Here is a 20142-nt window from a genome sequence, read left to right on the forward strand (position 1 = left end):
CTCTAGTCTCGGTGGTTTAGTGGATTATGAAACCCAAAAGAAACTTGGCGATCGCCTAGGTTGGCGGAAGGAAGGTCAATGGCTCAATTATGAGCAACTAAACTTTGAATTAGAGCCGAATTCTCCCCTCGGTCATTTACCGGTTCATTGGTTGATTTTTGAGGAAAATCTTTGTTATCCATCTGCCGAGGTGGCTGACCATCAAAACTCCGTGGCTTTCTGGAGAGTTGGTCATTGGTTATTATGGCAACTTCACCTCGTTTTCAGCAAAATTCAAGCCTGTGGAATTATTCCTCTGTCTGACTTTTAAAGCGATTATCCTATTAAAACCTGATTTGCTATCACTACCAATTTCTTGACCGATAGTTAACTCTTAATCAGAAAAATATCGCCAAAAAATCCCCCCTTTTTACTGGAAACAAAAAGGGGAGAAAATATTAGATAGCTTTACGATTCAGCCATCCATTCCGTATGGAAAAACTCACCTCTGGGTTTATCGGTACGTTCATAGGTATGAGCGCCAAAATAATCCCGTTGTGCTTGGGTGAGATTTTGCGGTAAATTGGCCCGACGATAACTATCAAAATAGTCCAAAGAAGAACTAAAAGCCGGGACGGGAATTCCCAACTTATTAGCCAAGACTAACACTTCACGCCAAGCTTCTTGGCGATCGAGGATACTTTGCTTAAATTCCGGCGCTAACAACAAATTCGGCAGGCCCGGATTTTCCGCAAAAGCCTTGCGAATTTTATCCAAGAAACCGGCCCGAATAATACAGCCGCCCTTCCAGATGCGGGCCGATTCCGGCAGACTGATATTATAGTTAAATTCCTGAGAAGCCTTAGCGATTAAAGCCATACCCTGGGCATAGGAACACATTTTCGAGCAGTAAAGAGCATCACGCACCTTATCCACAAATAGTGCCGCATCCCCCGGATAGGTTTCCCCAGGTCCGGGTAACTCTTTTGCGGCTGCCACCCGTTCATCCTTATAAGCGGACATCACGCGAGCATTAACCGCAGCATAAATAGTCGGAATTGACACCCCCAACTCCAAGGAACTTAACACGGTCCAGCGTCCGGTTCCCTTTTGTCCCGCCGAATCCAAGATTAAATCTACCAGATGATGACCGGTTTCCGGGTCAACATACTTAAAGATATCGGCGGTAATTTCAATTAAATAAGAATTAAGCTCATCGGTGCGATTCCACTCGGTGAAAGTTTCCTGTAACTGCTGATTGCTTAGTCCTAGACCATTTTTCAGCACATCGTAGGCTTCCGCAATTAACTGCATATCGCCGTACTCGATGCCATTGTGAACCATTTTCACATAATGGCCCGCACCCCCGGGTCCCACGTAGGTGACACAGGGACCATCATCGACTTGGGCGGCAATTTTGGTTAAAATCGGCTCTAATTCCCGATAGGCGAACTCTGTACCCCCCGGCATCAGGGAAGGGCCGTGCAGAGCGCCTTCTTCGCCACCACTGACCCCCATCCCAACAAAACCCAGTTTAGTGGTCGATTCTAGGTCGCGGGTGCGTCTTTCCGTGTCCTCGTAGAGGGAGTTACCGCCATCGATAATCATATCTCCTTCTTCGAGAAGGGGTTTTAATTGTTCAATCACGGCATCCACCGGCGGGCCAGCTTTTACCATGACCAGAATTTTGCGGGGACGCTCTAAAATTTGGACGAATTCTTCTAAACTATAGGCCGCCTTGACATCTTTGCCGACGGCGCGAGTTTCCATAAATTCTTGAGTTTTGCTGGCGGTGCGATTGTAAACAGCGATGGGAAAACCCCGACTCTCCACATTGAGAGCGAGATTTTCTCCCATGACAGCTAGTCCGATAACACCGAAGGTACGTTTAGTCATAGAAATTCAGTCTCAGCTGATGCGTTCTTCCTCCCCTTTTAGCGCCTACTTTCCCTAAGATAGCTAAACTTTCCCTATTTCTTAAGCCTTGACTAATCAGTGATCAGTGATCAGTAATCAGTAATCAGTGATCAGATTTGGGTTTTCAGTGAGCAGCATTAAGTGAGGAGTGTTACAGCGTTTCTCCTCAAGATGAAGTGTAACCTAAGTAGATAGGTATTAAAAACTTTCAGATCCCCCCGCCTATCGGCACCCCCCTTATCAAGGGGGGCAGGGGGGATCGAACCTAAAATCCATTTTTAATTTAATTATAACCAGCTACTTAATTTGGTATCATCCCCAGACGACTGGCTACTGTTGCCTGTTCCCTAAAACCAGAGACTTCCTACCTCACCATTAAGATAACTGCTATAAATGGCATTAACAGTGCTGTGTTTTCACTGATGACTGAAAAACCCCCAAGCGCAGAAAAGTTAATGCTAATGTTAAATTAAATTAAGAAAATCCCCATTCTTCCTCGGCTTATATGCAGTTAACTTGGCTTGATAGTAATTCTTGGTTAATCGAAATCGGGGGAAAACGCCTGCTTCTCGATCCTTGGTTGGTAGGTTCCCTGACTTTTGGTAATTTAACTTGGCTATTTGAGGGCAAAAAAACCGCTAATCATGCCATTCCCGAAAATATCGATCTGATTCTTCTCTCCCAAGGTTTGGAAGATCACGCCCATCCTCCTACTTTACAGGTACTCGATCGCCAAATTCCCGTGGTAGCTTCTCCTAATGCCGAAAAAGTGGTTCGAGCGCTTAATTATACCCATCTCATCCCTTTAACCCACGGCTCTAGTTATATCTTTGACAATGCGATCGAAATTACTGCTGTCCCCGGTTCTCCAGTCGGGCCGACTCTGGTGGAAAATGGTTATGTTATCAAGGAATTAGCGACAAATCAGAGTATCTACTACGAACCCCACGGTTATCATTCTCCTAGCCTCGATTCTCTCGGTAAAATTGATGTTATTATCACTCCTTTGATTGACTTAAAAATACCTTTCCTCGGACCGGTAATCAAAGGACAAGAAAGCGCCTTAGCAGTCTGTCAACGCTTGCAGCCTCAATATATTATTTCTACGGCTGCCGGTGGTGATATCGAGTTTAAAGGGTTATTGATGGCGGTGTTAAGTGCTGAGGGTAGTCCCGAATCTTTTCAAGAATTATTAACATCCCATGACTTGCCGACAAAGGTAATTGATCCTCGTCCTTGGCAACCTTTTACAGTGGAATTAGGCGAGTGCGTTTCTGGTTTGAGCTAATCTGAGTTAAGGGAAGAATAGAAAAAAGTTAAAACTTTCTTCCCGATTTTTATCTAAAAAAGTAGAATTTTTGTTATATCTTTGCTGGCTACAGATAACATTAATTGTTTGAAAAAACTGGCTCTCTTGCATATTGGATGTAAAATGGGTAAGACCCCACACCCCACACCCTGCCCCCAGGAAAAACTTTTTGCCGCAAACCCTAATTAAAAGTGGTTCTTCTCTGCTAAATTTTCTATGAATCAGTTGCCCTTATTTTCTCAATCAAAATCAGTGCGAGACTTTTATCAACCTGATGCCGAAATAATTCTTTATCAAGGAGATACCAATAATTTTATCAAGACTATACCAGATAATTCTGTGAGCTTGATTATTACTTCTCCTCCCTACAATTTAGGAAAAGACTACGAAAAAAAAATCTCTTTGGATACTTATCTGGAAACCCAAACCAAAATTATGCGAGAATTCTCTAGAATCTTGCAAGATAATGGCAGTATTTGCTGGCAGGTGGGAAATTTCGTTCAAGAGGGAGAAGTTTATCCTTTAGATATTTTTTATTATCAGCTATTTAAACAAATGGGCTTCTTTTTAAGAAATAGAATTGTCTGGCATTTTGGCCATGGACTACATACCTCTAAAAGATTTTCTGGCAGGTATGAAACTATTTTGTGGTTGACAAAAACCGATAAATATATCTTTAATCTTGATCCAGTGAGAATCCCCGCTAAATACCCTGGTAAGCGCCATTTTAAAGGTAAAAATATCGGTAAACCCTCTGGTAATCCTTTAGGGAAAAATCCCAGCGATGTTTGGGAGTTTTTAGCACAAGAATGGGATGAGTTACTATGGGATATTCCTAACGTTAAATCTAATCATCCAGAGAAAACTATTCATCCTTGTCAATATCCAATCGAATTAGTAGAAAGATGTGTTTTAGCCTTGACAAATGAGGGGGATTGGGTTTTCGATCCTTTTGCCGGGGTCGGAACTTCTCTGATTGCTAGTATTATGCACAATCGTCGAGTGATGGGGAGTGAAAAAGAAGCAGAATATGTGAAAATTGCCAGGGAAAGAATCGCAGCTTATTTGCAAGGAAATCTCAAAATTCGTCCTTTAGGAAAACCTATTCATCAACCTAATGGTAAGGAAAAAGTTGCTCAAATTCCCCAAGAATGGCACAATAATATATAGGAAGTAACACTCAATCTCCCCAGGAGAGTACAGGTTTTTGCTCTCATATCCTTGGGTTTTAATGCTTACTGCCGTCTAACCCATCCTGCAATGATTGATAAGTTTTTTTGTCACCATTTTTAGAGAAAACTTTGCAGAATTGTGGCGGTTTCTTGACCGGTTTTTTCCCAACTAAAAAGCTCGGCGCGTTGGCGACTCAAGGATTTTAATTTAAGACGTAATTGTTCATCGGTGGCGATTTGCTGCATTGCCTCTCTCATCTCATAGATACTATAGGGATTAATTAAAATTGCCGCCTCTCCTGTGACTTCCGGGAGAGAGGAAAGATTAGAAGTAATCACAGGAGTTCCACAGGCGATCGCTTCTAGTACAGGTAATCCGAAACCTTCCCAAAGGGAAGGATAAACTAAAGCAGTTGCTTGGTTTAAAAGTTGCGGCAATTCTTCATAGGAAACATAGTTTAAAAATTGCACCCGTTGAGAGATTGATAATGCTTCTACCTGTTGCTGCAGAGCCGGGGTAAAACGGGGGTCAAATTGACCGACAATTAATAATTGATATTCGGGATCAATTTGGGAAAAAGCAGTAATTAAACGACCGAGATTTTTATGAGGATCATAACGACCAAGATAGAGAAAATAGGGACGAGTCGCCAGATTTAGAGGACGAAAATTATCAGAATCATATCCAGAAAGAATCACGGTTATTTTGTCAATAGGTATCTTAAAAAACTTATTAATATCGGCGGCAGTTGCTTGGGAAACAGCGATAATATGTGTGGCTTTTTTCAGGACTTGGGGTAAATAGTATTTATTATAAAAAGTTAGCGGAGAAAATTTCGGGAACCGCAGGGGAATTAAATCATGAACTGTGACAATATAGCGGCAATTTCCATAAATAGGTGCTTCGGGAATGGGGGTAAATAGTAGGGAAGACTTTAATTGTTGATAGGTTTGATAGAGTTGGGTTTCTGTCCAAATTAAGCGCCTAATATTGCCTTTGGTTCCCTGCTCTTGGGTGAGGTTTGCCGAGACAGGATAGGTGTTAAAATCTGGGTAACTATTAGAAGTGATTAGGGTAGGATTTAAGTTGGCTAATTGGGGAATGAGATTTTTAGTATAGGTAGTCAATCCAGTATATTTAGTACCGAGAAAAGCGAGATTGATTAATAATTGATGATTCCTATTCATAGATATTAGCTAGTTAAGTAGGTAGGTGTTAAAAGTTGTCAGACACCCCCCTTATCAAGGGAAGATTAAGGGGTGATCAGCACCCCCCTTATCAAGGGGGGATTAAGGGGGGATCGGCACCCCCCTTCCCTTATCAAGGGGGGATTAAGGGGGGATCCATCTTCAATTTAATTATAAATACTTACTTATTATAAAAGAGAACGATAAGCTTTTATAGTAGCTTGTGCGGTTTTTTGCCAAGAGAATTTTGTCGCTTGTTTTTTTCCTTTCGTGATTAATTCTTGACGGAGAGAGGTATCACTAATAACTTGATAGATTGCCGCAGCAATTTCTAGGGGATTATCCGGATTAATTAATATTGCCGATTCTCCCGTGACTTCGGGTAAGGATGCAGTATTAGCAGTTACCACGGGACAACCTAAAGTCATCGCTTCTAAAACTGGTAATCCAAAACCTTCGTAAAAAGAAGGATAGACAAAAACATCAGCTTTTTGATAATAATCCGCAACTAAGTCATCAGCAAGATAATCAAGATGTTGGATACTATCTCGAAAGGGAGACTGAGATATTTTATCAAAAATTGGTTGATACTTCCATCCTTTTTTGCCAATCAGAATCAGATTATGGTCTAATTTATACCTGTCCTTGAGATAGTTAAAAGCACTGATAAGATTAATAATATTTTTTCGTGGTTCTAGGGTACTAACAAAGAGTAAATAGGGTTTAGTGATAGTTAGATATGAGGGAGAATTGGGGAGGTAAGAATAACGACTTGCGAGGGGAGTAACAAAAATTTTCTCTGGGTTCACATCTAAATATTCAATAATATCTCGTTTGGTACTTGCGGAGTTAGCAATAACTAAATCTGTCCATTGTAGAGATTGTTTAATGCGTTGGGTGTAGGTTTTGACAATCCCCGTGACAAACTCAGGATATTTCATAAAAGTAACATCATGAATAGTCATAACTTGACGACTCTGACGACAAGGATACACCACATGATCCAATCCGTGGAGAATATCGGGAGAATCAAGAAAGTTTTCTAGATAGGAAATTAGAGGATTAGGAAATTGGGTTAAGATATTGCTAAGACTGACGGGAATTGGTAAACATTTAACCTCTGGATAGGATTGCAGTTTTTCGGGGATAGAAAGATTACCCCGCAGCCAGTTTTTTACCGATGGTTGAAAACAGAGGGACAGGGAAAAGTTTTCTTGGTTTTGTAATTTAGCTAATTCGGCAATCAGGTGATAAGCATATAATCCAATTCCACTAGGATTTTGTCTTATCGGTGTACCATCAACTAAAATTTTAAGCATTTGTGGTTAGATGAGATTGACGGGATAGATATTTTTAAAATTACAGATTCAATTGTCAATTTTGCTCGCTTAGGACAAGATTAAAATCGGCAATAAACTCCACCCTAATAGTTAATCTTACCCTATAACGTCCCTAAATAGCGGCCTTTTTTGGCTAGGTTACAGCCAATACTCAATTTATCGGGCAATTTTTTCGATTATTGTCCCCTCACCTACCCTACTACTATGATTGTCAACGGGTACTTATAAGCTAAGACCTATTTTAATCGCCTATCCTTAGATTAGCTGCATCTCCTTGACGAGAAACGCTGTAATTAGTTATAATTACGGAAGAATAGCTTCCCCGTACTTGTGGTGAGCGGAGATTTCTCAAAGGTTATCTCAGGGATGGCTTAGTCCCCTACAGAACAACCAACATCGGGTAAGGCCGAAAAATCTTGATTAACTAATGTTTTCAGTTTTCTTGTTTTCGGTTAAGATGGTCTGATGATTTAGTAACTTGGCAGTAACGTATGAGTAACAAAAAGTTAACCATCACCCTAGCTCTCACTGTTGGTTTTGTTAGTCCAGCCGCTCCGATATTAGCCGCTAATATTTCTACCACCGTTCTCGCAAGCGGTTTAAATAATCCTCGGGGCATGACCTTCGGTCCTGATGGCCAGCTTTATATCGCCCAAGCAGGAAGAGGTGGTAACGGAACTTGTATTTTGTCAGGAGGTCAAAGTCAAGTTTGCTACGGACCCACTAGTGCAATCGCTCGTTTGAATACAACCACGGGAGCAACGGGAGGTCTTGATCGATAATTTACCGTCCTTGGCTCAACAACCATCAGGCAATGAAGGTACTGGTCTTCAAGACCTTTACTTCGACCAATCAGGGCAGCTATTCGGTATTATCGGTTTGGGAACTAATCCAGATGTTAGGGATAATACTTTAAGCGTTTCTGCCTTTGGACAGGCGATCGCCATCAACCTCACTGGAACACCTAGTTGGTCGCCCGTAGCAGATTTAGCCAATTTTGAGAGAAATAATAATCCTGATAGGGATGAAGTTGATAGTAATCCCTACTCCCTCGTTGTGCAAAATGGTGTTATTTATGCCACCGACGCGGGGGGAAATTCCTTGCTCAGAGTTGATGGCAACGGGGCTATAACAGCGATCGCTGCTTTTCCTGTTCGCTCAGTTACACCACCACCCTTTATCCCTAATTTACCGAATCCTTTTCCTATGCAAGCCGTACCCACAGGGATGGCTATTGGTCCGGACAATCAACTCTATATCGGGCAACTTACTGGATTTCCTTTTCCCGTTGGTGGGGCTAATGTTTATCGGTTTAATGGCACCAATTTAGAAGAATTTGCGACAGGTTTTACTAATATCATTGATCTTGCTTTCGCCCCCGATGGTAGTTTATATGTTCTAGAATATGCTAGTAATTTTCTGGCAGGAGATTTTAGTGGTCAGCTTTGGAGAATAGCACCTAATGGGACTCGTCAAAGTATTTTAGACGAGGGTTTATCCTTTCCCACGGGTTTAGCAATTGGGGATGATGGAGCTATCTATGTTGCCAATCAAGGCTTTGTGGGCGGACAGGGGCAAATTTTAAAGATAACTTCAACCCCAGAAATGACCTCGGTGATCGCTTTAGGAGTTACTGCACTAATGGGTTTACGATTACGCTCTAAAAAAAAGTCAACTTCTTTGTAACCGTTCGGGGGGGGGCGAAATCTGGCAATCTGAGAGATATCGCTCTTGGAGGGAGTCTGGCAAAAGTCTTACAGTCTCTAAACTCTAGCTCTCTTATGGGGTAAGCCTTCAAGCTATCGCTAACTAACAGAAACCCGAAATTTGAGTTTTTATTAGAAAAAAAGTTAGCGATCACTTGTCAAGCAAGGGTTTCAGAATCTGGATTCGGTCAGGGATTTCCGAAAGTCCCAGAAGAGCGATAGTTAGACTTCCACCATTTGGGAGAGGCAAACTATGATAGATTCTAGTTTAGATGCCGCCCATAGCATTCTTTATATGCCACCTACATCTGCACTTGCGGCGTTCGATTTTATCAAGATTGCGGAGGCAGTGGACCCCCACATTGAAGTCACTGGTGACCTTGCTGGCCTAATCATCGAAGTCCCTAAGTTCACCGGTTGGGAGAGTTTTGGGTACTTGGTCGCTCATTTCTGGCTCATACGCGACCATCACAAGTACGTCAGTAAAGTTGCAGTGGTGACTGATTCCACTCTGGTTAAACTGATCGAAAGTCTGGCTTCCCTTCCCACTTTGTCTCGGCCCAAGTCAGGCAGTTCCCTTGGGGGAACCGAGGCAGCAACCCAATGGATATTGGGCGACTCTACACTACCCCTAGTGGTCTCTTGACTTTTCAAACATCCTCTTAGGCTGCTTGGCAGCCCAGTGGCTGGGCTATGGCTTTCCTACCAGCACTTTTTGAGAATTTACGGATAATGATTCCTGAATCTTTAACTGCTATACTATCTGGGGACTTAACAAAATTGAGTCCCTGTTTTGTTGTTTTGATAAACTGAGTTGAAGAGAGAAATGCCGATCACTTCCCTTACCAATCTGGACTACTATGACCGGGTGAATCCTGACCTATTGCGCTTATTACCGCCGGATGCCTCAGTGATTGTGGAAGTGGGTTGCGGCACGGGCGCATTGGGGCAATATTATAAGAAAATTAATCCAAATGCTAATTATATTGGCATCGAACTGAATGCTCAAGCGGCCGAAATTGCGAAAACTCGGTTGGATCAAGTCATTGTGGGCAATATCGAAGCATTGGATTTAGGGACTATCATTCTGCCCAATAGCGTAGATTGTTTGATTTATGGTGACGTTTTAGAACATTTACAAGACCCCTGGGGAGTATTAAATCAGCAAATTACTTGGCTTCAACCCGCCGGCCAAGTCCTAGCCTGTATTCCCAATATTCAACATTGGAGTATTCTAATTAATCTGTTAAGAGGGATCTGGGAATATGAAGATGAAGGGTTATTAGACCGCACTCATTTGCGTTTTTTTACGTTATCGAGTATTAAAAAATGGTTTGCTGAAGCAGGATTACAAATTTATGAGATTCAGACACGAGGACAGAAAAATGAGAATTTTCAAACTGCTCAAAAACTATTGGCTCCCACCCTTCAATCCCTGGGCATTAATGCCGAACAATTTGCAATTCAAACAGGAGCCGTTCAATATGTAGTCAGAGCCTTAAAATCTACCCAACCACCTCGCCCTTTACTGATTCAAACGATGATTATGGCTCCCCTCGCCTGCGATCGCGTCCGGGTCTTAGAACCGGATCAGTTCAGTGCCACCATTCCTGGTGTAAGAACCGTTTCCAGTGTTAAATCGGCGGATTTGGGCATTGCCCGGCCGGAGGAGGGAAAAGTCTTTATTTGGCAACGGGGATCTTTACAACTGGATGAACTTGCCAAAATTCAAGCCCTTTTAGCCAAAGATTATTTAATTATTGCCGAAATGGATGATGATCCCCATCGTTGGCCAGAACATGAACAAAATCAATTTTTAACCTATCGGGCTTGTCATGGTATTCAAACCACCACAGAGCCGTTAGCCGAATTTTTTCGCACCATTAATCCCAATGTGGCTGTTTTTCCCAATCAATTGGCCTATCTCCCCCCCCCAAGGGAATATCGCCAAAATAATACCGTTAAGCTCTTTTTTGGAGCCTTAAATCGTCAAGCAGACTGGCAAGCTATTTTACCCACCCTCAATCAAGTCTTAGCCGACTACGGAGAACAAATCGCTGCTCAGGTGATTCATGATCGAGAATTTTTTGAGGCATTAGCCATTACCAATAAAGTTTTTGAACCCTTTTGTGATTATGAGCGGTATCAAGCCCTATTAAGAACCTGTGATATTGCCTTGTTGCCCCTCAATCCGACAGCCTTTAATAGTATGAAATCTGATTTAAAGTTTATTGAATGTGCGGGTCATGGCGTGACCGTTTTAGCTAGTCCCACGGTGTATGAAGCGTCTATTCAATCCGGTGAAACGGGTTTAATTTATAATTCTTTAACTGAATTTTCTGCACAATTACGACAATTAATTGAAAATCCTTCTTTTCGGCAACAACTGGCTAACAATGCCTATCAATGGGTCAAGCAAAATCGCTTACTGGCTCAACATTACCGCCGGCGATGGGATTGGTATTGTCAGATGCGGGACGCATTACCCCGTTTAACCCAAGAATTATGGCAACGGGTTCCAGAGTTACGTCAGAATGTTAACTAATCTTCTTTCATTCATAGGTAGGGTCTGCTGAAAAAGTTTATAATAGCTGTCTAGGCTTATACTGCCATGCAATTTGGTCTAAACAAAAATATTTAAGCCACGGGCCCCCAGCTTTCAGCTAAATAAAGTAAAAGACAAAAGTTAATTCATTTTCTCTCTCCTGACTTCTATTTCTAAGGACAATTTCTGATTTATACAAGAGGTTTGATGGATACACCGCAACTTTTATTCAATGGTTTAGCCGTCGGCAGTATTATTGCTCTGGCTGCTGTTGGGTTAACCCTTACCTGTGGCATTTTGCGTCTGTCTAATTTTGCCCACGGCGATTTTATGACTTTGGGTGCTTACATAACTTGGGTGGTAAATGCTCAAGGGATTAATCTCTGGTTAGCGATGCTGGTGGGGGCAGCAGTGACAGCTATTGCCATGCTCATTGCCGAGAGATTATTATGGAAACCCATGCGCGATCGACGGGCTGATTCTACCACTTTAATTATTATTTCGATCGGTTTGGCTTTATTTCTTCGCAATGGTATTTTAATGATCTGGGGCGGTAGTAATCAACGCTACGATCTGCCTGTGATGACCGCTACAGAAATTTTTGGGATTAAAGTAGCTTTCGATCGCTTGTTAGTTATTGGTTTGGCAATTATAGTTATTATTGCCCTCCATTTGTTATTGCAAAAAACTAAGATCGGTAAGGCGATGCGTGCCGTAGCTGACAGCACCGATTTAGCTAGAGTAACCGGAATTAACGTCGAATGGGTTGTCTTCTGGACATGGATAATTACGGGAGTTTTAACTGCTTTAGCCGGAGCGATGTTCGGGTTAATTACTGGGGGAGTGCGTCCCAATATGGGCTGGTTTTTAATCTTACCAATGTTTGCCGCCGTGATTTTAGGTGGTATTGGTAATCCCTACGGAGCGATTGCTGGGGCTTTAATTATTGGTGTTGCCCAAGAAATTAGTGTTCCCTTAATTGGTTCTGATTATAAATTAGCCGTGGCTTTATTAATTATGATCCTGCTGTTATTATTCCGTCCCCAAGGTTTATTTAAAGGCACGGTTTAACAGTTATCAGTTATCAGTTATCAGTTATCAGATGTAAGTTTTAAGTTTGAAGTTTTAAGTTATTTATAGCGCTTTTCACGTTACTGAGGTATCGACAAGTTTTGCCAACAAAGGACTTAAGCCCCTTGCCCATGCCTCATTCTGATGAAAACTGCTATATTTACTGATTACTATTTACTGTTTACTGATTACTGTTTACTGATTACTGAAAAGCCCAATCTTTAATCCTGAATATATTCTTCCCCGGTGATTAAAGCGTATTCAGCGCGGGTAAATTCTCGACCTAAATAAGCAGCATGATCGAACATAGTAATCGGACAAGGGTGGGTTTCTTCGATCACTTTTACGGCTAATTCTTTGGCGGTTCTTGCGGTGTAAATAGTCTCAGGATTGCGATCAAGTTTTTGCCTAACACCGATAACTTTTCCCGTTTCTGGATCGACGGCTAAACCTTTCTCGTTGATAATATTGCTGTAATGTTTGGCACAGATTAACCCGGCTTCTCGGTCTAGATAAATAATAAAATATCCTGCGGGATCGAGAGCGATCGGACGTTTGGAAAGTTGATGATCAATAGCCGTGATTTGTGATTTTAATTCGCTCATTTTCTTGACAAAATCACTTAAATATGTAGATGAAAGCAAGAGCAAATTATATCACATACCATCATCCTTTTTCTAGAGCATTTTGTAGATATAGGCCGTATTTTCTGTGAGCAAATCTGACCTACTGAGCAATAATACTAAATCCTGTTTAAAAAGTATAGGAAAGTGGGGAGCGGGGGCAAGAGGAAAGAGGCAAAAGGGGCAATAGATAATCAGTTTTTAATAACCAGATTTAGTATCACACCAGCTGCCATCTGGGGGCGCGAGCTTTGCGCCCCTAATCTAAGGTCGAAAAATAACAGGCTGATGGCTGAGAGCTTAACCCTATAAATCTTCTTCCACCAAAGCCTCAACCCGTCCTGTTTTGACCGCTTCCACCAAAGCGGCGTGATCTCGTTCTGTCTGCTCGGCATAAGCGATCGCAAATTCGCCCAGGGCTAGATCGAACTGATCTCCTTTTCCCAAATAACCGCTAATAGTGGCCGCGTCTCCAGATTTAGCGTGGGCGCGGGCTAAGGTCCAGCCACAGAACTCGGCGTAGCGTTGCAGTTGGACAGCCGACACTCCCTCAATGGGTAGGGAAAACTTCATATCCCGCAGTTGCCGTAAATAGAAGTCTTTCCCCCGTCTTCCCTGGGTCCAGCCTAAAAATATGTCGCTAGAGGATTGCATCAATCTCTGGCCTGTAACCACCCGTTGTCCCTGATTTTCGTACTGGCTCTTGGCGGTATAGGGTTCAAGAACCGAAGGGCAGGCTTCCTTAACTTGTAGGATGAGGGGATGGTTGTCTTCCGAGAAAAATAGGGCGATATAACATCTAGTGCCGACACTGCCAATGCCTACCACTTTCAGGGCAAAGTCCTCTAACCGGTAGCGATCAAACAGGACTCGGCGTTCCTCCGGCAGGGATTGGCGATAGTCTTCCAGACCCTCACGCACGAGAGTCTCCCAATCCGGTTCGTTGACATGGTAGAGAATGGGCGGCTGATCGACAAAGCGATTGCGTCCCGCGGTTTGGGTGACGATCTTGGGGTAGAGATGTTCGATGATGCGCTCGCGGGCTTTTGTCATCATCTGTTCCCGTATCTTCCGCGTCTTTTCGTCGGGAGCCATCTCGATCACCTGTTCTACTCCTATGCGCGTGTACCATACCTCTAACGGACTGAGGCGAGAATATTCCCGCAGGTGTTCCCGATAGGAACGAGCGCAATCGATCGCCGCCGCCTTCGATTCTTGATCGGATAGATCGCTATCCCTGCCGGCGATGACAAAGCTGACCACTAGACGCTTGAGGTCCCATTCCCAAGGTGCGGGTAGGGTTTCGTCGAAATCGTTAATATCGAAGACTAAATTGCGTTCGGGGGTGGCAAAAAATCCGAAGTTCAACAGGTGGCAATCCCCGCAGGCCTGCACGATAACGTCGGTTTTGGGAGTGGTGGCCAGATCGTAGGCCATCAAAGCAGCGGAACCGCGCAGGAAGGTAAAGGGACTCCGCAACATTCGTCCGTAGCGGATAGGAATCAATTCCTGTAATCGCCCTCGATTTGATGCTTCGACGATCTCGATCGGCTCTCGACCAGCTGCGGGAGGTTGCCAGATGGCGTGGCTAGAACGCGGCAATCGCTCCCGCAGGGATTTACCGATCTGGATGCGTTCTTCCCGTGAACGGAATCGAGCTTGAGAAGATGAGCGGATCGGGGTTTCTATTTGGTGGTTCATAGCGACTTTTTCCCCTGAATGAGATTACATCCCTTGCTGTTAGATGACTAAATGAATACAAGCAATAGGAAATAGATAAGTCAATAGTGATGGTTCCCCGAATGGGATAACTTTCTAACATTTCCCCTTTTAGAGATAGCTTCTGATGCTCGGTTCAACAATTAATCTTCACTCGCTTCTTATTCGGGGAAGCTCAACATTATCGATGATACATTTTTTCTGAAATGGCTATCTCTTAAATTTGCTTAACTTTTAGCCCAATGGCAGCTCTACTATTTCGATTATATCTTGCTCAAAAATTGCTGGCGGAATGCTCGTAACAAAATTTTATCTAATGGTCAGCCTTCAGCCAGGGGCTAAAATCTCGCTCTTTTGTCGGGAAAAGGGGGGTATATTTCAGGTTAAAGGTGAAAATTTCCCCCTTGCCCGACTTCTGTAAGAAGTTTTCTGTTTATTTTTTTGGGTGATGATTTGGTAGTATTAGTTTAGGTCTGTGAACCGAGAATTTACCCCTAGATTGTCTAGAAATGAGCGATGAAAGTGTCAATCTTGAGCAGGGGATGATGGGGGTGGGTTACGATAATGAAACGCCTCGATCGCTTCCTCTAGGGTTGCATAAATACGTTCGGTCGAGATCGTCTCGGATAGGTCTCCTTTTTTTAATTGCTGATATAAATCTTGCTTCACCCGCGCCATGGCAAAAGTAATGCCACTACCGATTAATTCTCGATGTAATTCTTTCAACATATCGACCGCCGTAATATCGATATCTAGAATCGCTTCGGCGTTGAGGACGAACCACTCGACGGGGACTTTCTCCGCCTCAATCGCCGCTATTACCCGTTTCCGAAAATTCTCGGCGTTGGCGAAACAGAGGGGCGCGTCGTAACGGTAGAGAACCAATCCGGGGATCGTCGTCGCGCCCTGCCAATCCTCGATGTCGTGCAGGCCCGCCAGATTCGGCACTTCCCCCAAAACCGCATCGTGTGGTCGCATCAGCCGTGCGAACAGATCGACCACCGATAACCCCACGGCAACGCCCACCCCGACGAGGATATCGGTGGCCAGGACACCGAACATGGTGACGAGCGCCAATCGGAACTCGCTGGTTTTGAAACAACGCAGACGGTTGAACTCCGAGATCTCGATCAGACGGAGCGCGGCGTAAATCACGATCGCCCCCAGGGCCGCTTTCGGAAACAGGGATAGCAGCGGGCGCAAGAACAAAAGTACCAAAATCACGATCAGAAAAGCCACGAGGGAAAACAGTTGCGATCGACTGCCCAGAGAATCGCCGATCGCCGTGCGACTGCCGCTACTGCTGACGGGAAAGCCTTGCATGATGCCGTTACCGATATTCACCGCTCCCAGGGCGAGTAATTCCTGATTGCCATCGATGCGATAGTTGTTTTTCGCCCCGAAGGCGCGGGCGGTCAAGACGTTATCGGAATAGCCAACGAGGGCGATACCGATGGCCGAGGAGAGTAAATAGACGAGCTGCTGGGAAGAAAAACCTCTCGGTACTTTCAAACTCGGTAAACCGGCGGGAATTTCCCCGATCACGGCGATGCCTCGCTCGTTCAGATCGAACAAATATACTGCCGATGTCGCCAGTAGAACCGCGAGTAAAGGGCCGGGGGCATTGGGAAAGCGACGTTGTACCACTAGCAGGAAAATTAGAACAGCGGCGGCGAGAATCAGAGTTGGTGGGTGAATCTCGGATAAATGTCCAGAAAATTCCCCGATCTGTCCGAAAAGCGATTCCGCTTTCAGTGACATCCCGCTAATTTTTCCCAACTGACCGACGATCATGATCACCGCTACCCCGGCCATGTAGCCGACGAGGATCGGTTTGGAGAGGAGATCGGCGAGAAACCCCAACTGGGCGAAAGCGGCGACACAGCAGACGCTCCCCACGAGTAAGGCCAATAGACTGCACAGACCGGCGTAGTTACTACTATCCCCCGCGACGAGGGGCATGATAGCGGCGGCGGTCATTACTGCCGTCGTCGATTCCGGCCCGACGGAGAGTTGTGGTGAGGAACCGAGCAGCGCATAGATGAGTATCGGCGGTAGGATCGCCCATAATCCGGCGATCGGTTGTACTCCGGCCAGTTCCGCGTAGGCCAGACATTGGGGAACGAGATAGGCTGCCACGGTGATCCCCGCGATGACATCTCCCCGCAACCAAGCCGAGCGATAGGAGCGCAGACGCTTTAACCCCGGTAGAGAAAACCGCTCCCTAGAAAAATTTAATCGAGTAGCCATCCTAACTCTTCTCCTGTTATCGAAAATGTCCCAAAAATCTCGCAACCCGATCAACCACTGGTAGCAATACTTTTTCGCCGGTTTAACCGGGTTTTTCTAGTTTATTTTGCTTACATCCAAACCGAGAAATTTATCTTCCAAGGTTTTAATCACGATGTATAAAATAGGAGCGATCGCTAAACTTAAGAGAGTGGCAACCAAATAGCCCCCGAAGCTTACCGTACCGATCGACCAACGACTGAGCGCACCGGCTCCCGCCGCCGTCATTAAAGGTATATAACCGACAATTCCCGATAAAGAAGTCATCATGATCGGTCGGAAACGTGACTTGGCCGCCTCTACCGCCGCCTCGGTAAAATCCAGACCCATCTCGCGGTTTTGATTGGCGGTTTCTACGATCAGGATCGCGTTTTTAGAGGCCATACCGATCAACATTAACAACCCCACTTGAGCGTAGATATCGTTACTGATAATCGGCCAAAAACTCCCTGCCTGTAGGATATTTGCCCGGAACCAGATGGCGCATAATGCCCCTAAAGTAGAGAGAGGAACCGTGAGCATAATAATCGTTGGGTCGATATAACTCTCGTACTGGGCGGCCAGTACCAGAAAAACGAGAACAAAACCTAAGCCAAAAATGAGAATAGTCGCATTGCCAGCAGATAGCTCTTCGAGAGCGCTTCCCGTCCACTCGTAGCCGAAACTAGGGGGTAAAGTCTCCTTGGCCACCGCTTCCATCACCTTAATCGCTTGACCAGAACTATAACCCGGGGCTGGAGCCGCTTGAATTTTAATCGAGGGGTAAACGTTATAGTGGGTGAGGGTGGGGGGATAATTAAGACTCTGCACCGTAACCACGCTACTTAACTGCACCAAGGCACCATCCCGGCTTTTCACATAAAAGCCCTCAAGATCGGCGAGATTCGAGCGAAACTGCGGATTAACCTGGGCATACACGCGATACTGACGATTAGCAAAGACAAAATCGTTAACGTAGTTAGAACCGATATAGGTTTGCAGAGTTCTCAGCACCTCGGCCACATCGATATTCAGGGCATTAATTTTTTTTCTATCTAACGAGATTTCCGACTGATCGGTGTAGAAAGTAAACTGGGTAAACACACCTTGCAGTTCGGGACGTTGGCTCGCCGCCGCCATATATTTCTGGGTCACTTCGATCATCGTCTCCATCGGTAAACCCGCCCGATTTTGTAGCTGAAATTCTAGTCCACCGGTGGCACTCAACCCGTCCACCGCCGGAGCGTTAATCGCCACAGCTTTAGAGCCAGTAATCTCGCTGCGGAGTTTGGCGTTCAGGGTTTTTAGCAGAGCGAAAACCGATTGCTCCTGACCGGGACGTTCCTCCCAGGGTTTGAGACGAGCAAAGAAAAGATATTTATTGTAGTTATTGCCCTCGAAACTGTTGCCCGCAATACCGAGAAAGGCCTGCATTTCTGGCATCTCCTCCAGTACCCGACCCACATCGGCCACTTGCTGACGACTGTAGTTCAGGGAGGTATTCGAGGGGGAATTGCCTAGAACAAAAAAGTAGCCCTGATCTTCTTCCGGGATAAAACCGGAGGGAACGACTTGGTACATAAAAACCGTCGCCACCAAGCCCGCGGCGAAAATTATCATGATCATCGGTTTGATCCGGGTTAAAGCCTCGATAAATTGACCGTAACGCCTCTCGATCCAGCCAAAAATGCGATTGAAAAGATCGAAAAACCAACCGAACAGAAAGCGAAATATCCGATCGATCGGGTCGGGGGTAGCGTTCGGGGGACGGAGAATTAGGGATGCCAGCGTCGGGGAGAGGGTAATGGCGTTAAAGGTGGAGAAAACGATCGCCGCTGCCAAAGTAACGGCAAACTGACGGTAAACGATACCCGTCGTCCCCGGAAAGAAAGCGACCGGAATAAAAACAGCCAGTTGGGTCAAGGCCGAGGCAATCACCGCCCCGCCTAACTCGTTCATGGCATCGAGGGAAGCTTGCAGCGGTTTCATTCCCGTGGCCATTTTCACCTGTACCGCTTCGACGATTACCACCGCATCATCGGTAACGGTGCCGATCGCTAGAATTATGCCGAACAGAGTCAAAAGATTTAATTCCAAGCCAAAACCTAACACCGCCGCCATCGCACCGACCATGGCTACGGGCATAGCGATCGCTGGAATCATCGCTAACCGCCAGTTTTGCAGGAAAATCATGATCGTGATGATGGCGTACAGGATAGCCTCCATGGTGTTATCCTTGACATCAGCGATCGCTACATTGACAAAGGTAGTCGTATCAAAAGCGACCTCGACCTTTAGCCCCGGCGGAAAACTTGCCTGTAGGCGAGCGATCGCCTTTTTAATCGCCTCTCCCGTGGCCAGGGCATTAGTTCCGGGTAGTTGGTACACCGCCAAACCGATCGCTGGTTCACCGTTGTAGAATGCGGCGGTATCGTAATTTTCTGCCCCCAATTCCACCCGTCCCACGTCCGCCAAGGTGATTAAGGCACCATTATCTCCCACCTTAACCACCAGTTCCCCTGCCTCCTCTACTGTGCGAAAGCGTCCCGAACTCCGCAGGGGAATCTCGAACTGTTGATCGGGAAGGGTGGGTTCCTGACCAATACGTCCCGCACCTACCTGTAAATTCTGCTCTTCGATCGCCCGTACCACATCGCCGGCGGTGAGATTGCGAGCTGCTAATTTATCGGGATCGAGCCAAAACCGCATAGCATATTTTCTTTCCCCGAACATGGTAATTGACCCGACCCCGAACAGCCGTTTAATTTCATCGGTGATATTGAGATCGATATAATTACTAATAAAAATCGGATCGTAAATTGCCTTTCCTGACGGGTCTTTCTCCGAGAAAAAAGCGTAGGCGAGCAGAATATTCGGCGAGGCTTTATCAACTTTAACCCCCGTTTGTTTGACCCCATCTGGTAATCGGGGTTCGGCCAGACCGACTCGGTTTTGGACATTGACCTGCGCCTGATTACGGTCTATATTCGTGGGAAAGGCCACCGTGATATTAGCAACCCCATCATTACTCGTATTAGAGCTAATGTATTTCATATTCTCCACGCCGTTAATTTCCCGCTCCAAGATGGTCGTTACCGTATCTTCGGTGGTGCGGGCATCGGCACCGATATAGGTGGCGGTTACTTTCACCTGGGTGGGGGCTAGTTGCGGTAATTTGGCGACGGGCAGCAAAGGAAAAGCGATCGCTCCAGCTAAGACGATTAACAGAGAACAAACCGTCGCTAAAACGGGACGTTTGATAAAGAGGCTCGATATACTGAGTACCATGGAGGGATCACGACAGG

General features: G+C 45.2%; 13 protein-coding genes and 2 pseudogenes. 8 read left to right on the top strand and 7 right to left on the bottom strand.

Annotated features, from left to right (window positions below):
* A pseudogene (locus O9332_RS12545) lies at positions 1-310 on the top strand (GUN4 domain-containing protein); the annotation flags it as partial.
* 137 nt (positions 311-447) lie between these two features.
* Here the strand turns inward: O9332_RS12545 and gnd are convergent.
* Positions 448-1875: a decarboxylating NADP(+)-dependent phosphogluconate dehydrogenase gene (gnd, locus tag O9332_RS12550; RefSeq protein WP_002761470.1), complete on the bottom strand. Its 1428-nt coding sequence runs from the start codon at positions 1873-1875 to the stop codon at positions 448-450.
* A 526-nt stretch (positions 1876-2401) separates the two neighbouring features.
* Here gnd and O9332_RS12555 point away from each other — a divergent pair.
* Positions 2402-3184, top strand: coding sequence for an MBL fold metallo-hydrolase (locus O9332_RS12555; RefSeq protein ID WP_002761468.1), 783 nt, complete (start codon positions 2402-2404; stop codon positions 3182-3184).
* Between the two features lie 237 nt (positions 3185-3421).
* The gene (locus tag O9332_RS12560) at positions 3422-4375 is read left to right on the top strand and encodes a DNA-methyltransferase (RefSeq protein WP_002761465.1); all 954 of its coding nucleotides are present in this window, start codon (positions 3422-3424) and stop codon (positions 4373-4375) included.
* Between the two features lie 119 nt (positions 4376-4494).
* Here the strand turns inward: O9332_RS12560 and O9332_RS12565 are convergent, their stop codons facing one another.
* Positions 4495-5565 carry a glycosyltransferase family 4 protein gene (locus tag O9332_RS12565; protein WP_002761464.1) on the bottom strand — a complete coding sequence of 357 codons (1071 nt, stop codon included), beginning with the start codon at positions 5563-5565 and terminating at the stop codon, positions 4495-4497.
* Positions 5566-5753: 188 nt separating this feature from the next.
* A complete protein-coding gene (locus O9332_RS12570) occupies positions 5754-6884 on the bottom strand; it encodes a glycosyltransferase family 4 protein (RefSeq protein ID WP_002761463.1) in 1131 nt (376 codons plus the stop codon).
* 512 nt (positions 6885-7396) lie between these two features.
* Here O9332_RS12570 and O9332_RS12575 point away from each other — a divergent pair.
* The 5 genes and pseudogenes from O9332_RS12575 to O9332_RS12595 all read left to right on the top strand — a co-directional run bounded on the left by O9332_RS12575 (position 7397) and on the right by O9332_RS12595 (position 12227).
* Complete coding sequence (locus tag O9332_RS12575) at positions 7397-7687, top strand: hypothetical protein (RefSeq protein ID WP_288025834.1); 291 nt, start codon at positions 7397-7399, stop codon at positions 7685-7687.
* The gene (locus tag O9332_RS12580; protein ID WP_288025836.1) at positions 7677-8591 is read left to right on the top strand and encodes a ScyD/ScyE family protein; all 915 of its coding nucleotides are present in this window, start codon (positions 7677-7679) and stop codon (positions 8589-8591) included. The genes O9332_RS12575 and O9332_RS12580 overlap by 11 nt, the downstream gene beginning before the upstream one ends.
* A 273-nt stretch (positions 8592-8864) precedes the next feature.
* Positions 8865-9257, top strand: a pseudogene (locus tag O9332_RS12585) (SpoIIAA family protein).
* Between the two features lie 180 nt (positions 9258-9437).
* Positions 9438-11156, top strand: coding sequence for a methyltransferase domain-containing protein (locus O9332_RS12590; RefSeq protein ID WP_288025839.1), 1719 nt, complete (start codon positions 9438-9440; stop codon positions 11154-11156).
* 207 nt (positions 11157-11363) lie between these two features.
* The gene (locus tag O9332_RS12595) at positions 11364-12227 is read left to right on the top strand and encodes a branched-chain amino acid ABC transporter permease (RefSeq protein ID WP_012263931.1); all 864 of its coding nucleotides are present in this window, start codon (positions 11364-11366) and stop codon (positions 12225-12227) included.
* A 221-nt stretch (positions 12228-12448) separates the two neighbouring features.
* Here the strand turns inward: O9332_RS12595 and O9332_RS12600 are convergent, their stop codons facing one another.
* From O9332_RS12600 to O9332_RS12615, 4 genes are all read right to left on the bottom strand, one after another.
* Positions 12449-12832 carry a DUF4346 domain-containing protein gene (locus O9332_RS12600; protein ID WP_288025841.1) on the bottom strand — a complete coding sequence of 128 codons (384 nt, stop codon included), beginning with the start codon at positions 12830-12832 and terminating at the stop codon, positions 12449-12451.
* 324 nt (positions 12833-13156) lie between these two features.
* Positions 13157-14551 carry a DUF2252 domain-containing protein gene (locus tag O9332_RS12605; RefSeq protein WP_288025843.1) on the bottom strand — a complete coding sequence of 465 codons (1395 nt, stop codon included), beginning with the start codon at positions 14549-14551 and terminating at the stop codon, positions 13157-13159.
* Positions 14552-15094: 543 nt separating this feature from the next.
* A complete protein-coding gene (locus O9332_RS12610; protein ID WP_288025845.1) occupies positions 15095-16819 on the bottom strand; it encodes an SLC26/SulP family anion transporter in 1725 nt (574 codons plus the stop codon).
* Between the two features lie 96 nt (positions 16820-16915).
* The gene (locus O9332_RS12615; RefSeq protein ID WP_288025847.1) at positions 16916-20125 is read right to left on the bottom strand and encodes an efflux RND transporter permease subunit; all 3210 of its coding nucleotides are present in this window, start codon (positions 20123-20125) and stop codon (positions 16916-16918) included.
* Positions 20126-20142: the final 17 nt, after the last annotated feature.

Source organism: Microcystis sp. LE19-10.1B (assembly GCF_027530565.1).
GTDB lineage: Bacteria > Cyanobacteriota > Cyanobacteriia > Cyanobacteriales > Microcystaceae > Microcystis > Microcystis aeruginosa.

Coding starts and splice junctions, on each gene's coding strand:
- gnd (WP_002761470.1), bottom strand. CDS start 1,875: ATGACTAAACGTACCTTCGGTGTTATCGGACTAGCTGTCATGGGAGAA.
- O9332_RS12555 (WP_002761468.1), top strand. CDS start 2,402: ATGCAGTTAACTTGGCTTGATAGTAATTCTTGGTTAATCGAAATCGGG.
- O9332_RS12560 (WP_002761465.1), top strand. CDS start 3,422: ATGAATCAGTTGCCCTTATTTTCTCAATCAAAATCAGTGCGAGACTTT.
- O9332_RS12565 (WP_002761464.1), bottom strand. CDS start 5,565: ATGAATAGGAATCATCAATTATTAATCAATCTCGCTTTTCTCGGTACT.
- O9332_RS12570 (WP_002761463.1), bottom strand. CDS start 6,884: ATGCTTAAAATTTTAGTTGATGGTACACCGATAAGACAAAATCCTAGT.
- O9332_RS12575 (WP_288025834.1), top strand. CDS start 7,397: ATGAGTAACAAAAAGTTAACCATCACCCTAGCTCTCACTGTTGGTTTT.
- O9332_RS12590 (WP_288025839.1), top strand. CDS start 9,438: ATGCCGATCACTTCCCTTACCAATCTGGACTACTATGACCGGGTGAAT.
- O9332_RS12595 (WP_012263931.1), top strand. CDS start 11,364: ATGGATACACCGCAACTTTTATTCAATGGTTTAGCCGTCGGCAGTATT.
- O9332_RS12600 (WP_288025841.1), bottom strand. CDS start 12,832: ATGAGCGAATTAAAATCACAAATCACGGCTATTGATCATCAACTTTCC.
- O9332_RS12605 (WP_288025843.1), bottom strand. CDS start 14,551: ATGAACCACCAAATAGAAACCCCGATCCGCTCATCTTCTCAAGCTCGA.
- O9332_RS12610 (WP_288025845.1), bottom strand. CDS start 16,819: ATGGCTACTCGATTAAATTTTTCTAGGGAGCGGTTTTCTCTACCGGGG.
- O9332_RS12615 (WP_288025847.1), bottom strand. CDS start 20,125: ATGGTACTCAGTATATCGAGCCTCTTTATCAAACGTCCCGTTTTAGCG.